Raw genomic sequence first — 20,321 nt, forward strand, 5'->3', positions numbered from 1 at the left:
GTCGTACTTCATTGCATTTGGGGTGAATGGTCGTAGAACGCACCTAGTCTTTCCCTGTCGGGGATGACGTCCCGGCCCAGACGCGCGGGAGAGGGGCGACGGTGACCGCCAGCGGCGCGCAGCGCGGGCGGGACCGGCCGCCACGGCGCAACCTCGTCGCGGTCCTCGCGATCGTGGCGCTCTCCGGCGCGTTCTTCGGCTACGACCAGGGCGTCATCAGCGGGGCGCTGCGCGACATCCGCCAGACCTTCGACGCGAACACCTTCGCCGTCGAGGTGGCGGCGAGCTGGGTGACCCCCGGTGCGCTGGTGGGTGCGCTGCTCGGTGGTCACCTCGCGGACCGGATCGGCCGCCGGGGAGCACTGTGGGTCGCCGCCGCCGCGTTCGGGGTGGGCACCCTCGTGCAGGCGTTCGCGCCGATGATCGGGGTGATGTTCGGCGCCCGGCTGATCCTGGGTCTGGGCATCGGGGTGGCCTCGGTCGCCGGCCCGATGTACGCGGCGGAGGCGGCGCCGGAACGCATCCGGGGCAGCCTCCTGGCGCTGTACCAGTTCTCCACCACGTTCGCGATCTTCATCGGGTACCTCGCCGACGAACTGTTCGAGGCGGGCAACTCCTGGCGTTACCTTCTCGCCGCCGCGGTGCTGCTGGGGGTGGCCCTCGCCCTGGTCACCACGGTGATCCCCGACTCGGCCGTCTGGTACGTCGGGCGCGGGGACAAACGCCGGGCGGAGGCGTCGCTGAGGGCGACCGTGCCAGCGGAGAAGGTGCCCCAGCGGCTGCACGCCGTGCAGGAGAGCCTGGCGGCCGGCAAGGCGGGTTGGCGCGAGGTGCTCTCGCCCGAGTGGCGGCGTCCGTTGGCGCTGGGCGTGGGCCTGGCCCTGTTCCAGCAGTTGACCGGGATCAACGGGATCATCTACTACGCCGACGAGATCTTCTCCGCCGCCGGATTCCACACGCCGCAGGCGCAGTTGACCGCCACCACCTGGGCGATCGGCGCTGTCGACTCCCTCTTCACGCTGGTCGCCGTCGCCTTCCTGGACCGGCTGGGCCGCCGTCCACTGCTGCTGGTCGGGCTGCTGGGTATGGCGGTCTCGCTCGTGGTGGTCAGCGTCAGCTTCGCGAAGATGGATCCGGGGGCGCAGGCGGCCGGAGCGACCGGGCACCACCCCACCGACGCGGGCATCTTCCTGCTGGTCGGCGTGGTCATGTTCGTGGCGTTCTACGCGATGTCGATCGGCCCCACCGCCTGGACGGTGATCAACGAGATCTTCCCGGGCCGGATCCGGGGCCGATGTGTGGCGATCGCGTCCGCCACGCACTGGGGCACCGAGTACCTCATCACCCAGTTCTTCCTGAGCATGCTCGACGCCCTGGGGCGCTCGGGCGTGTTCGCGCTCTTCGCCGGCACCTGTGTGCTCGGCTTCCTGTTCATCTGGCGGTACCTGCCGGAGACCAGGGGCAGGACCCTCGAAGAGATCCAGCGGATGTGGCAGGCGGACGCCCGTGCTCGGCGTCCGCACCGTGCCGGCGACGGATCCCGCTGATTCGCGGCTTCTGACCCGTGACGCAGGGGCAGGGCGTACGGTCGACCCGAAGCCGCCTAAAAGGGACCTGTTGGACAAACAGCTCATTCGGGGTGACCGTCAGCGCTCCCCGGGAGGCGAACCGTTCGGCGGGATGGCGGCCCCGACCGACCGTCGCAGAAGGACCAGGACAGTGCATCTGACACCACGGGAATTCGACAAGTTGACGATCCTCTCGATGGCGATGGTCGCCAACGCCCGCAAGGCCAGGGGGATCAAGCTCAACCACCCCGAGGCCGTCGCGGTCATCTGCGCCGCCGCCCTTGAGGGCGCCCGCGAGGGCAAGACCGTCGAAGAGGTCATGAACGAGGCCCGCAGCACGCTGAGCGCCGAGGACGTGATGCCGGGCGTGGCGGACATGGTGCCCATGATCCAGGTCGAGGCGGTCTTCACCGACGGCTCGCGACTGGTCACCGTGCACTCACCGATCCGATAGGGAGCAGGACATGGCCAACCAACATCCCGGCCCCAACTCGAAGCACGTGCGACCCATCGGCGGCTACGTGCTGAGCGACCAGCCACTGGAGTTGAACGCGGGCCGACCGGTCACCGAGGTCGTCGTCCACAACACCGGTGACCGGCCGATCCAGATCGGTTCGCACTTCCACTTCTTCGAGGCCAACCGGATGCTCGCCTTCGACCGTGAGGCCGCGTTCGGGCGGCGACTGAACATCCCGGCGACGACGTCCATCCGCTTCGAGCCCGGTGACAAGAAGACGGTGCAGCTCATCCCCTTCGGCGGGCAGCAGCGCGTGTACGGCTTCAACGGCCTGGTGCAGGGGTGGAGCGGCAGTGAGTCGACCCCCAGCTACCGGCCGGACCGGACCGAGGCGATCCACAACGCCAAGACCCGCGGCTTCAAGTTCGGCCCCGAGGAGCAGGACCAGCCCAAGGGCAAGAAGAAGTAGATCGACTAACCCGCAGGGCTGTGTGCCTCGGGCAGGAGAGATGATTCGATGAGCCAGATTTCCCGGCAAGAGTATTCCGGCATGTACGGCCCCACGACGGGCGATCAGATCAGGCTCGGCGACACCGACCTGTACATCGAGATCGAGAAGGATCTCCGGGTCCTCGGCGACGAGGTGATGTACGGCGGTGGCAAGACGCTGCGCGACGGCATGGGCGTCAACAACCAGTACACCAACGCCCAGGGTGGCCTGGACCTGGTCATCACGAACGTGACCATCCTGGACGCGACCCTCGGCGTGGTGAAGGCCGACGTCGGCGTCAAGGACGGCAAGATCGCCGGCATCGGCAAGGCGGGCAACCCGAACGTGATGGACGGGGTCACCCCCGAGCTGATCACCGGTCCGGGCACCGAGGCGATCTCCGGTGAGCACCTCATCCTGACCGCCGGGGGCATCGACACGCACGTGCACCTGGTGACGCCGCTGCAGGCGTACGCCGCCCTGAGCAACGGGGTGACCACCCTGTGGGGCGGCGGGACCGGCCCGACCGACAGCACCAACGGTGTCACCATCACTCCCGGCCCGTGGAACATCCACGCGATGATGCGGGCCTTCGAGACCATCCCGATCAACATCGGTCTGATGGCGAAGGGCAACAGCACCGGCCGCGCGCCCCTGGTGGAGCAGATCATGGCCGGCGCGCCGAGCTTCAAGATCCATGAGGACTGGGGTGCGCCGCCGGCGGTGATCCGGGCCTGCCTGGACGTCGCCGACGAATTCGACGTGCAGGTCAGCATCCACACCGACACCCTCAACGAGAGCGGCTACCTGGAGGACAGCATCGCCGCGTTCGAGGGCCGGACGATCCACACCTTCCACACCGAGGGTGCCGGTGGTGGGCACGCGCCGGACGTCATCAAGGTCGCCGGTCAGATGAACGTGCTGCCGAGCTCGACCACGCCGACGGTGCCCTACGGCATCAACAGCCAGTCCGAGCTGTACGACATGATCATGGTCTGCCACAACTTCAACCCGCAGGTTCCCTCGGACGTGGCCTTCGTGGAGAGCCGGATCCGCACCGAGACCATCGCGGCCGAGGACGTCCTGCTCGACGAGGGCGTCATCTCGATGATGCAGAGCGACTCGCAGGCCATGGGCCGCGTGGGTGAGACCTGGTTGCGGACCATCCAGCTCGCCGGCCAGATGAAGACCGCCCGCGGCAAGCTCGCCGAGGACTCCAGCGCCAACGACAACTTCCGGGTGCTGCGGTACGTCGCCAAGATGACCATCAACCCGGCGATCACCCAGGGAATCTCGCACGTGCTGGGCTCGGTCACGCCGGGCAAGATGGCCGACCTCGTGCTCTGGGAGCCGGCGTTCTTCGGCACGAAGCCGAAGCTGGTCCTCAAGGGCGGCATGATCGCCTGGTCGATCATGGGTGACCCGAACGCCTCCCTGCCGACGCCGCAGCCCGTGTACTACCGGCCGTCCTTCGCCGCGTACGGCAGCCAGCTCGGCAAGACCTGCGTGACCTTTGTGTCCCGGGCCGCGCACGAAGCCGGCATCGCCGAGGAACTCGGCCTGCAACGGCAGGTCATGCCGGTGTACCGGACCCGGGGGCTCACCAAGCGGGACATGGTCCGCAACGACCGGCTGCCCACGCTCGAAGTCGACCCGGAGACCTTCGCCGTGAAGATGGACGGCGTGCACGCGACAGTGCCGCCGGCCCGGAACCTGCCTCTGAGCCAGCTCTACTTCTTCAGCTGACCCCCCCCGGACGCCCGCGCCGCCGTGTGCGGCGCCGGCGCACCCATGGAAAGGAGACGCCCGTGCTCGTCGAATCGGTGCTGGGCAACATGAACGAGCCGGACTGGACACTCCGGCTGAAGGAAGCGCGCATCGACGACCTGGTCCTGGACCAGTGGGACGCCCAGAAGAGCCGGATCCGCAAGATGACCAGCTCCGGCGCGGAGCTGTCGGTGGCGCTGGCCCGGGGGGTCCGGCTGCGCGACGGCGACATCCTGGCCTGGGACGACCTGACCGCCACGGCCGTGGTGGCCCGCGTCCAGCTGGGCGAGGTGATGGTGGTCCACCTCGACCAGCTGCGCGGCGAGTCCGCCGAGCTGCTGATCCGCTCGGCCGTCGAACTCGGTCACGCGATCGGCAACCAGCACTGGCCGGCGGTGGTCAAGGGCACCCGGATGTACGTCCCGCTGACAGTGGATCGCAAGGTGATGGACTCGGTGATGCGGACCCACGCGTTCAGCGGGATCACGCACGAGTTCGTTCCGGGCACCGAGATCATCGCGTACCTCGCCCCGCACGAGTCGCGGCGGCTGTTCGGTGGCGCCGACTCGACGCCGCACTCCCACCTCCCCGCCGACCTCAACTGAGCGGGGCCGGGCGGTGCGCACCATGGCCGAGACCCTGAAGCTCCTGCAGTTCGGCGACTCGGTCTTCCCGGTCGGTGCCTTCTCCTTCTCCAACGGGCTGGAGATGGCCGTCCAGCACGGTGTCGTGCACGACCGGAGCACCCTTCAGGACTTCGTCCGGACGGTCACCCGGCTCGCCGCCACGGGGGACGGGGTGGCGCTGCTCGCCGGTCACCGGGCGGCCCGGGCCGGCGACCTCGACCGGATCCGCCAGGCCGACGAGGCCGTGCACCTGCGCAAGATCAACGAAGAGATGCGCACCATGTCGGTCCGGATGGGCCGCAAACTGGCCGAGGCCGCCACCCGGATCGTCGGGGAGACGCTGCTCAAGAAGCGGATCGACGAGTCGGCGAACGGGGTGCCGGTCACCTACCCGGTCGCGCTCGGCGTGGTCTTCGCCGACCTCGGGGTCGGCGAGCAGGACGCGTTCGCGGCCCACCAGTACGGCGCGGCGTCGACGGTGCTCAGCGCGGCGATCCGGCTGATGCCGGTGGACCACCTCGACGCGCAGTCGATCCTCTTCGCGGTCAACGAGCGGGTCGCCGACGACTACCGCGAGGTGCACACCGCGAACCTCGACGACATGCAGACCTTCGGACCGCATGCCGACGTGCTGGCCGCCGCGCACCAGCACGTGCACGTGCGGATGTTCATGAGCTGAATCCGCAGTCCGCGCAAACGAACCCAGGAAGGACAGGCACCGCATGAAGTCGGCAAGTCGTATCGGAGTGGGCGGCCCGGTGGGCAGCGGCAAGACCGCGATCATCGAGGCCGTGGTGCCACGGCTCGTGGAGAACGGGCTGCGGATACTGGTGATCACGAACGACGTGGTCACCACGGAGGACGCGAAGCACGTCCGGCGGGCGCTGACCGGGGTCCTGGTCGAGGAGCGGATCATCGGGGTGGAAACCGGGGCCTGCCCGCACACGGCCGTGCGGGAGGACCCGAGCATGAACCTCGCCGCCGTGGAGGACATGGAGTCCAAGTTCCCGGACAGCGACGTGGTGCTGATCGAGAGCGGCGGTGACAACCTCACCCTGACCTTCAGCCCCGCCCTGGTGGACTTCTTCATCTACGTCATCGACGTCGCCGCCGGTGACAAGATCCCGCGCAAGAACGGCCCGGGGATCTCCAAGTCCGACATCCTCGTGATCAACAAGACCGATCTGGCGCCCTACGTGGACGCCGACCTCGACGTCATGGCCCGCGACGCGGAGCTGATGCGCAACGGCAAGCCGGTCGTCTTCACCAACTGCAAGACGGGCGAGGGCGTCGACGAGCTGGTCTCGCTGGTCCGCCGCAACGCGCTCTTCGACGCCGAAGTGGTCGCATGATCTCACTGGACAGTGCCCGTGAGCTGGCGCCGTACCAGGACCAACCGGCGCAGCTGCCCGCCGCCGCCAACGGCAAGGTCGGCATCCTGCGCCTCGGGTTCGAGCGGCGTGGGGACCGCACGATCCTGCACGACCTCTACCGGCAGTCGCCGCTGCTGGTGCAGCGCGCGCTCTACTGGGACGAGGAGATGCCGCAGCTGCCCTGCGTCATGATCCTCACCACCTCCGGGGGTGTCCTGCAGGGCGACCGCCTGCACCTGGACGTCACACTGGCGGCCGGCAGCCAGGCGCACCTCACCACCCAGGCCGCCACCAAGATCCAGGAGATGGACGCGAACTACGGGACGCAGGTCCAGCGGTTCACCCTGGACGAGGACGCCTACCTCGAGTTCCTCCCGGAGCCGACGATCCCCTACCGGGCCAGCCGGTTCGCCACCGACAGCCGGGTGCGCCTGCCGGAGAGCGCCACGTTGCTCTACGGCGAGATCCTGCAACCCGGCCGCAAGTACTACCGCGACGGTGAGCTCTTCGCGTACGACCTCTTTTCCTGCTCCCTGCGGGCCGAACGCCCCGACGGCCGGCAGTTGTTCGTGGAGAAGTTCGTGGTGACCCCCCGGCAGTTCGGCGTGGAGAGGGTCGGGGTGATGGACCGCTTCCACATCTTCGGCAACGTCGTGCTGCTCACCAGCCCCGAACGGGCGGCGCGGGTCTTCGACCGGACGTCGACGCCGGTCTGGGACGAGCAGACCCCCCTGGCCAGCGCCGTCGGCCGGCTGCCGAACGACGCCGGGCTCATCTTCAAGGTGCTCGGTCAGGAGACCGAGCCGGTTCGCGCCGCGGTCCGCGCCTTCTGCGTGGCCGCCCGGGAAGAGGTGACCGGCCGGACCTTCCCGCCGGCGTTCAGCTGGCGTTGATCTGGCGAGGAGACGTTCCGTGACCGCAGTGGCGCACCGTTGGGACCGGCTCGGTGACGGCAACCCGCTTGTCGGGTTCGTCGACGCCTGCCTGCGCGGGCCGGCGCAGGTCCTGCTGCAGAACAACCCGCTCACCGGCCTCCTGGTCCTCGTCGCGGTCGCGTGGGGGGCGGTCGAGAACGGGCAGCCACGGATTTTCGGGGGAGGGGTCGTCGGCCTGCTCGTCGGCACCGCCACCGCGCTCGCCCTGCGGGTGGACGAGCCCTCCCTGCGCAAGGGACTGTTCGGCTTCAGCCCGTTCCTCACCGGCATCGCCGTGCCGACGTTCCTCGACGACCGGCCGCTGATGTGGCTCTACCTGGTGCTCGGCGCGATCGGCACGACGGTGGTCACGCTGGCCCTGAACACGATCTTCAAGACCTGGGGCCTGACCGCGTTCACCATGCCGTTCGTGCTGACGACGTGGGTGCTGCTGCTGGCCGCGTACCAGTTCGACCGCTTCACGGTGCTGACCAACCTCAAGCCGATGTTCCCCGGTGAGGGGCAGTTGACCGGTGGCCGTTTCGACTGGGACCTGATCCCGACCTTCCTGCGCGGGGTGTCCCAGGTCTTCCTGATCGACAGCTGGGTCACCGGGCTGATCATCCTGGTCGCGCTGCTGGTCAACTCCCGCTGGTCGGCGCTGTTCGCGGTGATCGGCGCGGTCGGGGCCACCCTGCTGGCGCTCTGGTTCGGCGCCGACTCGGCCTCGCTGGACAAGGGACTGTTCGGCTTCAACGCGGTGCTGACGGCGATCGCCGTGGGCGCGGTGCTGCACCGCCCCGGCGCGCTGGTGACCCTCTACACCCTCTTCGGCATCGCCCTGACGCTCTTCGTCCAGCTGGCCCTGGCGAGCGTGCTCACCCCACTCGCCATCCCGGTGCTGACCGGACCGTTCAACATCACCACCTGGCTGTTGCTGCTGCCCAAACGGCACTTCGCGCCGGTGCCCAACCACGAACGCGTCAAGGAGTCCGTCGTCACCGCGGTGCGACACACCGTCTGACGTCCCGACAGGAGAGGTGGGCCCCCATGCTCGCTCAGGAAGCGGTGAACTCGGGCGACACCGCCTGGGTGCTCGTCTGCACCGGCCTGGTGTTGTTCATGACCCCCGGCCTGGCCGCCTTCTACGGCGGTATGGTCCGCACCCGCAACGTCCTCGCGATGTTGCAGCAGAACATGGTCGCGCTGGGCGTCGTCAGCCTGACCTGGGTCCTGGTGGGATACACCATCGCCTTCGGCGACGACGCGGGCAGCGGCCTCTTCGGCAACCTCGAACTCTTCGGACTGACCGACCTCAAGACCCCACCCGCACCCCACCTGCACGTGGTCGCCGGCCAGGTGACCATTCCGACGCTGGCCTTCGTCGCCTACCAGATGATGTTCGCGGTGATCACCCCCGCGCTCGTCACCGGCGCCACGGCCGGTCGGCTGAGGTTCGCCGGCTGGGTGGCGTTCCTGGCGATCTGGTCCATCGTCGTCTACGCGCCGATCGCGCACTGGCTCTGGCACCCGGACGGCTGGTTGGCCGCGTTCGGCACCCAGGACTGGGCCGGTGGAATGGTGGTGCACGCCTCGGCGGGCGCCGCCGTGCTGGGCACGTTGCTGGTCGTCGGACGCCGTCGTGGCTGGCCACGCACCGCCTCCCCACCCAACTCCATCCCGCTGACCATCCTCGGGGCGGGCATCCTGTGGTTCGGGTGGTTCGGTTTCAACGGGGGAGACGGACTCCAGGCCAACGGCCTGGCCGCCCAGGCGCTGATCAACACCCACCTGGCGGCCGCCGCCGGCATGATCGTCTGGCTGGTGGCGGAGCGGCTGAAGGACGGCCACAGCACCGTCGTCGGCGGCGTCTCCGGGGCGGTCGCGGGGCTCGCGACCGTCACCCCCGCCGCCGGGTACGTCAACACGCTCTCCGCCATCGCCATCGGCGCGATCGCCGGGTTCGTCTGCCACTTCGCGCTGCGGCTGAAGTACCTGCTGCGGCTCGACGACGCGTTGGACGTCCTCGCGGTCCACTTCGTCGGCGGCATGCTCGGCTCGCTGCTGGTCGGCTTCTTCGGCGACAGCGGTGTCAACCCGCTCGGCAAGGACGGACTCTTCTTCGGCGGCGGCGGATCCCTGCTCTGGCACCAGGTCGTCGGCGTGGTCACCGTGGTGGTCTTCTCCTTCGTGCTCAGTTGGGCGATCGCCGCCGGCGTGCAGGCCACGCTCGGGCTGCGGGCCCGCGCCGAGGTGCAGGACAACCTCGACCACGCCCAGCAGGACGCCGACGCGTACCACCTGGGCGGTGTGGCGGGTCTCAACGGCAGCGGCGCGCCCCAGCGTCGGCGCGAACCCGAACGCGGGCGCGACGCGCAACGACCGGCCCGGCCGCCGCAGGACGCCCGACTGGTGACCGCGACGGTCGACCCGACCCTGCTGCCGACCACCCGGGAGCTACGCGACGCGCTGGTCGGCGCCGGCGCCACCGCCATCGTGCTCTTCGACGCCACGGTCTCCACCGCCGAGCCGGCCGCCCGTTCGCTGCCCCGAGGGTTCTGGCAGGACCAGGACCTCGTGGGCCGGGCCCGGGTCGAGGTGGTGGTGGAACGCGCGGCGGTGCCCGCGGTGCTGGACGTGCTGGTCCGCTACGGCGCGGACCGCTCCGAGTGCTTCGTGCAGGACGTTCAGCTCGCGACGGACGTGCGCTGAACAGGTACGCCCCGGCGCGACACCGACCACCGTCACCGGCCGGTACGCAGCAGCAGCGACAGGCTGGCCAGGGCCAGCGTTCCCCAGGCCGGCACCCAGAGCGGCTGTTGCTGTGCCACGGTGCCGAGGCCGCCCCCGGCGGCGTAGCAGGTCAACGCCAGCAGCCCCAGGAAGGTGCCCTGCCGGGCCCGCGATCGGCCGGTGTCCGGTCCGACCAGCCACCGTCCGATGCGTTCACCGAGCTTGGCCACCGTGCCCGACTGGTAGGTGACGGCAGTGGTGATCCCGGCGGTACGGGCAAACAGCGTCGCCAGCGCGCCCATGGCGAGACCGCCGGCGGCGGCCAGCCCGACCCGCGCCGGCCCGCCCTCCCGGCCGTAGTCGAGCAGCACGTTGAGCGCCGTCCAGAGGGCCATGGCGAGCACGGCGCAGGCGAGCCCTCGCGAGGACTGCGACCACCGGCCCGGTGCCGTTCGGACCTGCGAGACGACGCCCGTCCCGACGGCGAACGCGACCAGCGAGGCCGCGGATTCGGGCCAGGCGGCGTGTCTGCCGGCCAGGCCGATGCCCAGCAGGACGGCGTTGCCCGACTGGTTGGCGACGAAGGCCCCGTAGTGCAGGAAGGCGAAGGCGTCGACGAAGCCGGCGGTGCCGGTGGTGAGGGCGAGGACCAGCAGCGGATGGCGGAACTCCCGGTACACGTCCTGGGGGTCCGCGGTGAACGACGGCCGCGCGGATGCCGAGTCGCCCATCGCGTTGCGCACCCTCCGACAGCGGCCCCGGACACGCCAGGCACAACGCACTGTACCGAACCGGTCACGCGGCTCAGCCCGTTTCGCGGCGGCTCGACGGTTTCACGCCTGGTCGGCGCTCTCGCGCCGGGTCGGCCTGGGCGACGCGAACCCGGCCGGGGCGGCGGGCGACGACCCCGGTCGGGCGCAGGTCATAGGGTGGTCCCCGTGGCGACCCTCCTGCTTCTGCGACACGGCCGGACGACAGCGAACGCGGACGGCGGTCTGGCCGGCCGCCAGCCGGTCGAGTTGGACGACACCGGGCGCGCCCAGGCCAGCGCGGTCGGCGAGCGGCTGCGGCAGGTGCCGCTGGCCGCCGTGGTGACCAGCCCGCTGATCCGCTGCCGGCAGACCCTGGAGTTGGCGCTCCCGCAGGCCACCCCGGTCGTCGAGGACGGCCTGATCGAGTGCGACTACGGCAGTTGGGAGGGTCAGCCGCTGAAGAAGCTCGCCAAGGAGCCGCTCTGGCCGGTGGTGCAGCAGCACCCCAGCGCGGCCGTCTTCCCGGGCGGGGAGGCGATGGCGGCGATGGCGGCGCGGGCCGTGGCGGCGGTGCGCTCCTGGGATGCCCGGGTGAACGCCGAACACGGGCCCGAGGCGGTCTGGCTGGCCTGCAGCCACGGCGACGTGATCAAGGCCATCGTGGCGGACGCGCTCGGCGTACACCTGGACGCCTTTCAGCGGATCGTGGCCGACCCGGCGTCGGTGACGGCGATCCGGTTCACGCCGCTGCGTCCGTTTCTGGTGCGTCTCAACGACACCGGCGGCGACCTGACGGCGCTGGTGCCGCCCCCGGCCAAGCGGCGTCGGCGTGCGAGCCGGGTGGCCGACTCGGACGCGGCCGTCGGCGGCGGGGCGGGTGCGTCGCGGTGAGGCGGGTCACCACACCACCCCCGGCCGCTGCGTCAACGCCCGCCACGCCCGGGTGCAGCCCCTGGTACGCCGGGCGCGCCGCCACTGCGGCGATTCGCGTCGGTGGGGTGCGCGGTGCCCAGGCGGGCCGGATAGGGTCGTGGGTATGACCCACCAGGTGCACGCCTTCGAACCGCCGGAGCGGTTCGTCGCCGGGACTGTCGGGCCGCCGGGGGAGCGCACGTTCTTCCTGCAGGCCCGCGGCGGCGGCAGGCTGGTCAGCGTCGCGCTGGAGAAGGTCCAGGTGTCCCTGCTCGCCGAGAAGCTGGAGGAGCTGCTCACCGAGGCGCAGCGTCGCTTCGGGGTGGACCTCCCCGAGCTGGCGCCGGTGATCGGCGACAACGAGCCGCTGGACACTCCGGTCGACGAGGAGTTCCGGGTCGGGACCCTCGGGCTGGCCTTCGACGTGGACACCGCGACCGTGGTGATCGAGGCGATCGCGGCGGGCGAGGTGGAGCCCGAGGTCGAGCTCGGCGACGAGGACGACGACGAAGACGACGAGGACGACGACGAGCCGGACGAGGACCTCGATCGCCTCCGGGTCCGACTCACCCCGCAGGCGACCCGCCAGTTCATCGAGCGGGCCCGGCGAGTGGTCAACGCGGGCCGGCCACCGTGCCCGCTCTGCGGCCAACCGTTGGACCCCGCCGGGCACCTCTGCCCGCGGCACAACGGTTACCACCGGTGACCTCGTCCGGCCTCCAGCCTCGCCAGGACGGCGACGCCGCGCTGCGGCTGCTGCGTGACGGCGTCCTCGACCTGGAGGGTCGGCTGGTCGACGCGTCGAACACGACGCTGCGCGGCATCCTGACCCTGGACGGGATGACCGCCCGCTGCGTCTACAAGCCGGTCCGTGGCGAGCGCCCCCTCTGGGACTTTCCCGACGGCACCCTGGCCGGTCGGGAAGTGTCGGCGTACCTGGTCTCCCGGGCCACCGGGTGGGGCCTGGTGCCGCCCACCGTGCTGCGTGACGGCCCGCTCGGCCCCGGCTCCTGCCAGCTCTGGATCGACGAGCCGGAGGACGCCGAAGCGCTCGTCGGTTTCCTGCCCGCCGGGGAACTGCCGCCGCGCTGGATCCCGATCGCCGCGGCCCGGGACGACGACGGCGCCGCGTACGCCCTGGCCCACGCCGACGACCCACGGCTGGCCCGGCTCGCGGTGCTCGACGCGGTGCTCAACAACGCCGACCGCAAGGGCGGTCACGTGCTCGTCGGCGCCGACGACCGGATCTACGGCGTGGACCACGGGGTGAGCTTCCACGTGGAGGACAAGCTGCGCACGGTGCTCTGGGGTTGGGCCGGCAAGCAGTTGCCCCCGGACGCCGTGGAGATGCTCGACGCGCTGGCCGGGCAGGTCGCCGGGCCGCTCGGCGCGGAGCTGGCCGACCACCTGACGATCAGCGAGGTGGCCGGGGTGGCCGCCCGGGTCGACCGGCTGCGCGAGACCGGCAGCTTCCCGCTGCCACCGGAGGACTGGCCGGCGATGCCCTGGCCACCCATGTGAGCCGCTGTCATCTTGATCACCCGTGGGGTGCTCCGGCGTCGTCGCCGGGCTGGCTAGGCTGATCCCATGGAGTCTTGGGCGGGACACGAGGTGCCACGGCTGCCGGGCAGGGGCGAGCCGCTGGCGTTGTACGACTCGGCGCGGCAGGGTGTCCACCCGAGTGAGCCGGCCGACGCGGGAAGCATGTACGTCTGCGGCATCACCCCGTACGACGCCACCCACCTCGGCCACGCCGCCACCATGATCACGTTCGACCTGGTGCAGCGGATGTGGCGCGACTCCGGCCGCCCGGTGCGCTACGTGCAGAACGTCACCGACATCGACGACCCGCTGCTGGAGCGGGCCACCCGCGACGGCGAGGACTGGGTGGTCCTGGCGATGCGCGAGACGGCGCTGTTCCGGGAGGACATGGAAGCGCTGCGGATCATCCCGCCGGCGCACTACGTGGGCGCCGTCGAGTCCATCCCGGACATCGTCGAGAAGGTCGAGGTGCTGCTCAAGGACGGCGCCGCGTACCGGCTCGACGACGGCACCGGCGACGTCTACTTCGACATCTCCGCCACGCCCCGCTTCGGCTACGAGTCGAACCTGACCCGCGAGCAGATGCTGGAGATCTTCCCGGAGCGCGGCGGCGACCCCGACCGGGCCGGCAAGCGGGACCCACTGGACCCGCTGCTGTGGCGCGGAGCCCGCGAGGGCGAGCCGTCCTGGCCGGGCGGCGAGCTGGGCCCGGGCCGCCCCGGCTGGCACATCGAGTGCGCGGTGATCGCGCTCAACCTGCTCGGCGACCGGATCGACGTGCAGGGCGGCGGCAACGACCTGCTCTTCCCGCACCACGAGGCGTCCGCCGCGCACGCCGAGCGGCTCACCGGTCAGGCGCCGTTCGCCGAGCACTACGTGCACGCCGGGATGATCGGCCTGGACGGCGAGAAGATGTCCAAGTCCCGCGGCAACCTGGTCTTCGTGTCCCGGCTGCGCGCCGACAAGGTCGACCCGATGGCGATCCGGCTGGCGCTGATCTCCGGGCACTACCGCAGCGACCGTACCTGGACCGACGAGCTGCTCGCCGCCGCGTACGAGCGTCTGGACCGTTGGCGGCGGGCCGCCGCCGCGCCCGCCGGGCCGTCCGGGGCTGAGCTGCTGGCCGAGGTACGCGCCCGACTGGCCGACGACCTCGACACCCCCGGCGCGCTGGCGGTGGCCGACCGCTGGGCCGAGGCGGCCCTGGCCGGCGCCACGGACGACCCGGAGGCCCCCGCGCTCTTCGCGAACACGGTGGACGCTCTCCTGGGCATCCGCCTCTAGCCCATCGGCCCCGGCGGCGGACACCCGCGCCGCGCTGTGCCGTGCGCCATGTCGCGGCGGGAGGATGATCGACTCGGTTTTCAGGAAGTCGCGGCGTCCCGACCAGTGCGATGCCCCGACTTCCACAAAGCCGAGTCGATCACCCCAAGACACCCGATCGACCCCGACAAGACGCCGCACAGTTAACCCCGACCGCGTTGATCATGAGGTTGGCGGGCATTTCGATCTCTGCCGGACCCGTCAACCTCATGATCGACCGGGGTGCGCGCGGGGTGCGCGCGGGGTCGCGCGGGGTGCGCGCGGGGTCGCGCGGGGTTGTGGTCCGTGGGGACCGTCAGCCCAGGACCAGGCCGGGGTCGGGTTCTGGGTCGGGGGTCGGGCCCGGGATCTTGTACTCCTCGGTGAGCGTGGTCATCGGGCCGGGCCAGGTCGCCTGGGACACCTCGATCGGCTTCCGGTGCGCGTCGTACGCGATGTGCAGCAGGTGCAGCACGGGGGTGTCGGGTCGGATCTGGAGGATCTCGGCCTCCTCCCGGCTCGGCTGGCGGGCGCTGATCGTGTCGGTGGCCGAGACGTAGCGCCGCCCGGTGGCTTCCTCGGCCTCCTGGTAGAGCGGTCGGCCGAACGCCTCGGTGCGCTCCAGGGAGGTGCCCGCGGTGTCGCGGGGCAGGAACCAGGAGGCGCCCACCTCGACGGGGGAGTCGTCGGTGCGTACGAGGTGCCGGCGGCACAGCAGGCTGGTGCCGTCGGACACGCCGAAGGCGTCGGCCACCTCGGCGGGGGCGGGGGCGGGCCCGACGGAGACGAGCTGCTGCCGGTATCGGGCGGCCAGGTCGGTGTGGTAGCCGCGGAAGCCGCCGTAGCGGCCCCGGGAGAGGCGGTTGAGTCGGCGGCGGGTGCCCCGGACGTACGTACCGGAGCCGGGTTTGGTGATCAGGATGCCCTCGACCCGCAGCTGGTCGACGGCGCGTTGCACGGTCTGCTTGGCGACGCCGAACATCTCGGCGATGGCCGGGATGGACGGCAGCCGCTCGCCCGGCCCCCAGTCGCCGCGGCGGACCTGGGCCTTGAGCTGCGCGGCGATCTGTCGGTGCGGGAACTCGGCGGCCCCGGGGTTGATCTGCACACCCGCCTCCTTGATCACATCTAGGTTCCTAGGATGCCCTAGCGGGTGTGACGGCGCCACCCCGGACACGCCAAAACGGGCCCCCGGACCACAAAGGTCCGAAGGCCCGCAGGGGAGCGGCGGCTACCAGGAACCGGCGGTGGGGCCGGCGGAACCGCCCCGGCGGCGCAGGTACTTCTCGAACTCCTGGGCGATCTCGTCACCGGTCAACGGGGTGATGCCCTCGTCGCCGACCCGTTCCTCCAGCTCGCGGACGTACTCGCCCAACTCGGCGTCCTGCTCGGCGGCGCTGCGCACCCGCTGCTCCCACTCGGCGGACTCCTCGGCCAGGTCGGCCATCGGCACCGGCAGGTCGACGACCTCCTCGACCCGGTGCAGCAGGGCGAGGGTGGCTTTCGGGCAGGGCGGGTTGTTGGCGTAGTGCGGCACGTGCACCCAGAACGAGACGGCGTCCACCTCGGCGCGGGTGCACGCGTCGTGCAGCACGCCGACGATGCCGGTCGGGCCGTCGTACCGGGTGGGGGTGAGCTGGTAGCGCTCGGCGGCCTGCGCGTCCGAGGCGCTGCCGCTGATCGGCAACGGCCGAGTGTATGGAACGTCGGCCAGCAACGCGCCGAGCAGCACCACCCGTTCCACCTCCAGGCTGTGGCAGATCTCCAGCACCTGCTCGCAGAACGTCCGCCAGCGCATGCTCGGCTCGATGCCGCGGATCAGCACCACGTCGCGGTCGGTGCCCTCCGGGCTGGCCACCATGAACCGGGTCGTCGGCCACTCCACCCGCCGGGTCTCCCCGTCGGCCATGGTGATGGTGGGCCGGCTGACCTGGAAGTCGTAGAAGTCCTCCGGATCCAACTCGGCGATCTGCCGGGCGTTCCAGACCTGCTCCAGGTGCTCGACAGCGGCGGTGGACGCGTCGGCGGCGTCGTTCCAGCCCTCGAACGCGGCGATCGCCACGGGGGACCGCAGCACCGGCAGTCCGTCGAACTCGGTCACGCCGTCACCTCACCCTGCTCGTCGCGGCTGGCGCCGGGACCGCGCCCGGTCGTCATGCCGTGGTGCACGGTGGCGTCCCTGTTGTCCTTCACGTCCGTCAGCCTACGTGCAGGGCGGGGGCACGGCCCGTCGGCCGCGCCGGTCGGCCGCTCCGACAGCAGGTCATACCCGAACGAACCAGACAGGGTGATCCCCGTGACACAATAGGGGATCGCTCGAGGATGGTCGTGGAGTCCGGCCGAATCGCACTAACCTGAACGGGTGCGGACTTCATTGATGGATGTGCTGGCTGAGCGGGTTCTCATCGCCGACGGTGCGATGGGCACGATGCTCCAGGCCGCGGACCTCACGCTCGACGACTTCGACGGGCTCGAGGGGTGCAACGAGATCCTCAACGTCACCCGCCCGGACGTGGTGCGCGGGGTGCACGACGCCTACCTGGCCGCCGGTGCGGACTGCGTGGAGACCAACACCTTCGGCGCCAACCTCGCCAACCTCGCCGAGTACGACATCCCGCAGCGCATCCGCGAGTTGTCCGAGGCGGGCGCGCGGATCGCCCGGGAGGCCGCCGACGCGGCCAGCACCCCGCAGCGGCCCCGGTTCGTGCTCGGCTCGATCGGGCCGGGCACCAAGCTGCCCACCCTCGGGCACGCCGACTACTCGACCCTGCGCGACGCCTACCAGGAGAACGCCGCCGGTCTGATCGCTGGCGGCGCGGACGCGCTGATCATCGAGACCTGCCAGGACCTGCTCCAGGTCAAGGCGGCGGTGGTCGGGTCGAAGCGGGCGATGGCCGAGCTGGGCCAGTCGGTGCCGATCATCTGTCACGTCGCCGTGGAGACCACCGGCACGATGCTGGTCGGCAGCGAGATCGGTGCGGCCCTGGCCGCGATCGAACCGCTGGGCGTGGACCTGATCGGGCTCAACTGCTCGACCGGCCCGGCCGAGATGAGCGAGCACCTGCGGTACCTGTCGCAGCACTCCCGCATCCCGCTGTCGGTGATGCCGAACGCCGGCCTGCCGGTGTTGACCGCCGACGGGGCGTACTTCCCGCTGACTCCCGTGGAGCTGGCCGAGGCCCTGGAGCGGTTCGTCACCGAGTACGGCGTGGGGCTTGTCGGCGGCTGCTGCGGCACCACCCCGGAGCACATCCAGGTGCTGTCCGAGCGGCTGCACGGCGTGACCGCCCCGGCCCGCGAGCCCCGACACGAGGCGGGTGTGTCCTCGGTGTACCACCCGGTGCCGTTCGCCCAGGACGCGTCGGTGCTGATGGTGGGGGAGCGGACCAACGCCAACGGCTCGAAGGCGTTCCGGGAGGCGATGCTCGCCGGTGACTGGCGGGCCTGTGTGGAGATCGCCCGCAGCCAGGCGCGCGACGGCTCGCACCTGCTCGACCTCTGCGTGGACTACGTCGGCCGTGACGGCACCCAGGACATGCGGGAGCTGGCCGGCCGGTTCGCCACCGCGTCGACCCTGCCGATCATGTTGGACTCCACCGAGCCGGCGGTCGTCGAGGCCGGGCTGGAGATGCTCGGCGGCCGCTGTGTGGTCAACTCGGTGAACTTCGAGGACGGCGACGGCCCCGAGTCCCGGTACGCGCGGGTGATGCCGATCGTCCGTGAGCACGGCGCGGCGGTGGTGGCGCTGCTCATCGACGAGGAGGGCCAGGCCCGTACCCAGGAGTGGAAGGTCCGGGTCGCGGCCCGGTTGATCGACGACCTGACCGGCCGGTGGGGGATGGACCGCTCCGACATCCTAATCGACGCGCTGACCTTCCCGATCGCCACCGGGCAGGAGGAGACCCGCCGCGACGGCCTCGAGACGATCGAGGCGATCCGCGAGATCGCCCGCCGCTACCCGGGCGTCAACTTCACCCTGGGCATCTCGAACATCTCCTTCGGCCTCAACCCGGCGGCCCGGCAGGTGCTCAACTCGGTGTTCCTGCACGAGTGCGTGCAGGCCGGCCTGACCTCGGCGATCGTGCACGCCAGCAAGATCCTGCCGATGTCGAAGATCCCCGACGAGCAGCGCGAGGTCGCCCTGGACCTGGTCTACGACCGGCGCCGCGAGGGGTACGACCCGGTGCAGCGGTTCCTGGAGCTCTTCGAGGGCGTCGACGTGACCAGCGCCCGGGCCAGCCGGGCCCAGGAGTTGGCCGCGCTGCCGCTGGACGAACGGCTCAAGCGGCGGATCATCGACGGTGAGCGCAACGGCCTGGAGGCCGACCTGGACGACGCGATGGCCGGCGGCCGGTCCCCGCTGTCGATCATCAACGACATCCTGCTGGACGGCATGAAGGTGGTCGGTGAGCTGTTCGGCTCCGGCCAGATGCAGCTGCCGTTCGTGCTCCAGTCCGCCGAGGTGATGAAGACCGCGGTGGCCTACCTGGAACCGCACATGGAGACCGCGGAGGACGGCGGCAAGGGCCGCATCGTGCTCGCCACAGTGCGCGGCGACGTGCACGACATCGGCAAGAACCTGGTCGACATCATCCTGTCCAACAACGGCTACGAGGTGGTGAACATCGGCATCAAGCAGCCGATCAGCGCCATCCTGGATGCCGCCGAGCAGCACCGCGCCGACGCGATCGGCATGTCCGGGCTGCTGGTGAAGAGCACCGTCATCATGAAGGAGAACCTGGCCGAGATGGCCACCCGCGGGGTCGCCGAGCGGTGGCCCGTCCTGCTGGGTGGGGCGGCGCTGACCCGCGCGTACGTCGAGGACGACCTGCGCGCGATGTTCCCCGGGCAGGTGCACTACGCGCGGGACGCGTTCGAGGGTCTGTCCCTGATGGACAGGGTGATGACCGCCAAGCGTGGCGGCGCGCCGGTGATCGACCCCGAGCGGGAGGCGGCCCTCGCGGCCCGGCGGGCGCGCCGGGAACGGCAGCGCTCGGTGGTCAGCACGTCGCTGCCGGAGCTGCACGACTCCTCGGTCCGCTCCGACGTCGCCGCCGACGTGGCGGTGCCCACCCCGCCGTTCTTCGGCACCCGGGTGGTCAAGGGCGTGCCGATGGCCGACTACGCGGCACTGCTCGACGAGCGGGCCACCTTCTCCGGGCAGTGGGGCCTGCGCGGCGCCCGGGGCGGCAGCGGACCCTCCTACGAGGAGCTTGTCGAGACCGAGGGCCGCCCGCGCCTGCGGTACTGGCTGGACCGGTTGATCGCCGACCAGGTCCTTGAGGCAGCCGTGGTGTACGGCTACTTCCCGGCGTACTCCGAAGGCAATGACCTGGTGGTGCTCGACGAGAACGGGCACGCGGAGCGCGCCCGGTTCTCGTTCCCCCGGCAGCGGCAGGAGCGGCGGCTCTGCCTGGCGGACTTCTTCAAGCCCCGGGGCGAGCAGCTCGATGTGGTCGCGTTGCAACTGGTCACCGTGGGTCAGCCGGTCAGCGAGTACGCGGCGAAGCTGTTCGCCCGCAACGAGTACCGCGACTACCTGGAGGTGCACGGGCTCTCCGTGCAGCTCACCGAGGCGCTCGCCGAATACTGGCACCAGCGCATCCGCGCCGAGATGACCCTGCCCGACGGCCGCCCGCTGGGGCACGACGACCCGGCGGACCTGGCCGGCATCCTGCACAACGACTACCGGGGTTGCCGGTACGCGTTCGGCTACCCGGCCTGCCCGGACCTGGAGGACCGGGCGAAGATCATGGACCTGCTCGGGGCGGACCGGATCGGGGTCGAGCTGTCCGAGGAGTTCCAGCTGATGCCGGAGCAGGCCACCGACGCGATCGTCGTCCACCACCCGGAGGCCAACTACTTCAACGCCAAATAACGGCGCA

The 20,321-nt window shown here is 70.9% G+C and carries 18 protein-coding genes; 15 read left to right on the forward strand and 3 right to left on the reverse strand.

The features are described from left to right. Positions 1-101: 101 nt before the first annotated feature. From IF22_RS0116145 to IF22_RS0116190, 10 genes are all read left to right on the forward strand, one after another. Entirely contained in the window at positions 102-1,547 is a 1,446-nt protein-coding gene (locus tag IF22_RS0116145) for a sugar porter family MFS transporter (protein ID WP_030332782.1), read from the forward strand. A gap of 172 nt (positions 1,548-1,719) precedes the next feature. Next, positions 1,720-2,022, forward strand: coding sequence for an urease subunit gamma (locus IF22_RS0116150; protein ID WP_030332784.1), 303 nt, complete (start codon positions 1,720-1,722; stop codon positions 2,020-2,022). Between the two features lie 10 nt (positions 2,023-2,032). Next, positions 2,033-2,494 (forward strand): urease subunit beta, encoded by a 462-nt coding sequence (locus IF22_RS0116155; RefSeq protein ID WP_030332786.1) that lies wholly within the window; start codon positions 2,033-2,035, stop codon positions 2,492-2,494. A gap of 48 nt (positions 2,495-2,542) precedes the next feature. Further along, complete coding sequence (locus IF22_RS0116160; protein ID WP_030332788.1) at positions 2,543-4,261, forward strand: urease subunit alpha; 1,719 nt, start codon at positions 2,543-2,545, stop codon at positions 4,259-4,261. 62 nt (positions 4,262-4,323) lie between these two features. Further along, entirely contained in the window at positions 4,324-4,887 is a 564-nt protein-coding gene (locus IF22_RS0116165) for an urease accessory protein UreE (RefSeq protein WP_051708532.1), read from the forward strand. 22 nt (positions 4,888-4,909) lie between these two features. Next, a complete protein-coding gene (locus IF22_RS0116170) occupies positions 4,910-5,587 on the forward strand; it encodes an urease accessory protein UreF (protein WP_245233646.1) in 678 nt (225 codons plus the stop codon). A 43-nt stretch (positions 5,588-5,630) separates the two neighbouring features. Next, positions 5,631-6,260, forward strand: a complete 630-nt coding sequence (ureG, locus tag IF22_RS0116175; RefSeq protein WP_030332796.1) for an urease accessory protein UreG — start codon at positions 5,631-5,633, stop codon at positions 6,258-6,260. Next, entirely contained in the window at positions 6,257-7,174 is a 918-nt protein-coding gene (locus IF22_RS0116180) for an urease accessory protein UreD (protein WP_030332797.1), read from the forward strand. Before ureG ends, IF22_RS0116180 begins: the two co-directional genes overlap by 4 nt. A gap of 19 nt (positions 7,175-7,193) precedes the next feature. Beyond that, entirely contained in the window at positions 7,194-8,219 is a 1,026-nt protein-coding gene (yut, locus tag IF22_RS0116185; protein ID WP_030332799.1) for an urea transporter, read from the forward strand. 26 nt (positions 8,220-8,245) lie between these two features. Beyond that, the gene (locus IF22_RS0116190; protein WP_030332801.1) at positions 8,246-9,907 is read left to right on the forward strand and encodes an ammonium transporter; all 1,662 of its coding nucleotides are present in this window, start codon (positions 8,246-8,248) and stop codon (positions 9,905-9,907) included. Positions 9,908-9,939: 32 nt separating this feature from the next. Here IF22_RS0116190 and IF22_RS0116195 read toward each other — a convergent pair whose 3' ends face one another. Then, on the reverse strand, positions 9,940-10,659 hold the full coding sequence (locus tag IF22_RS0116195) for a YoaK family protein (RefSeq protein ID WP_051708559.1): 720 nt from the start codon (positions 10,657-10,659) through the stop codon (positions 9,940-9,942). 198 nt (positions 10,660-10,857) lie between these two features. On the opposite strand from IF22_RS0116195, the gene IF22_RS0116200 reads away from it, so the two are divergent. From IF22_RS0116200 to mshC, 4 genes are all read left to right on the forward strand, one after another. Further along, positions 10,858-11,571 carry an MSMEG_4193 family putative phosphomutase gene (locus tag IF22_RS0116200; protein WP_030332804.1) on the forward strand — a complete coding sequence of 238 codons (714 nt, stop codon included), beginning with the start codon at positions 10,858-10,860 and terminating at the stop codon, positions 11,569-11,571. A 145-nt stretch (positions 11,572-11,716) separates the two neighbouring features. Continuing rightward, positions 11,717-12,298: a DUF3090 domain-containing protein gene (locus IF22_RS0116205; RefSeq protein WP_030332806.1), complete on the forward strand. Its 582-nt coding sequence runs from the start codon at positions 11,717-11,719 to the stop codon at positions 12,296-12,298. Beyond that, entirely contained in the window at positions 12,295-13,113 is an 819-nt protein-coding gene (locus IF22_RS0116210; protein WP_030332808.1) for an SCO1664 family protein, read from the forward strand. The genes IF22_RS0116205 and IF22_RS0116210 overlap by 4 nt, the downstream gene beginning before the upstream one ends. A 66-nt stretch (positions 13,114-13,179) precedes the next feature. Beyond that, positions 13,180-14,418 (forward strand): cysteine--1-D-myo-inosityl 2-amino-2-deoxy-alpha-D-glucopyranoside ligase, encoded by a 1,239-nt coding sequence (mshC, locus tag IF22_RS0116215; RefSeq protein ID WP_030332810.1) that lies wholly within the window; start codon positions 13,180-13,182, stop codon positions 14,416-14,418. A gap of 334 nt (positions 14,419-14,752) precedes the next feature. On the opposite strand, the gene IF22_RS0116220 is transcribed toward mshC, so the two are convergent. After that, on the reverse strand, positions 14,753-15,544 hold the full coding sequence (locus IF22_RS0116220) for a GntR family transcriptional regulator (RefSeq protein WP_030332812.1): 792 nt from the start codon (positions 15,542-15,544) through the stop codon (positions 14,753-14,755). A gap of 123 nt (positions 15,545-15,667) precedes the next feature. After that, positions 15,668-16,537 carry a PAC2 family protein gene (locus tag IF22_RS0116225; protein ID WP_030332815.1) on the reverse strand — a complete coding sequence of 290 codons (870 nt, stop codon included), beginning with the start codon at positions 16,535-16,537 and terminating at the stop codon, positions 15,668-15,670. A gap of 276 nt (positions 16,538-16,813) precedes the next feature. Here IF22_RS0116225 and metH point away from each other — a divergent pair, with 276 nt between their 5' ends. After that, on the forward strand, positions 16,814-20,314 hold the full coding sequence (gene metH / locus IF22_RS0116235) for a methionine synthase (RefSeq protein ID WP_030332816.1): 3,501 nt from the start codon (positions 16,814-16,816) through the stop codon (positions 20,312-20,314). Positions 20,315-20,321: the final 7 nt, after the last annotated feature.

It is taken from the genome of Micromonospora parva, assembly GCF_000718515.1.
GTDB lineage: Bacteria > Actinomycetota > Actinomycetes > Mycobacteriales > Micromonosporaceae > Micromonospora > Micromonospora parva.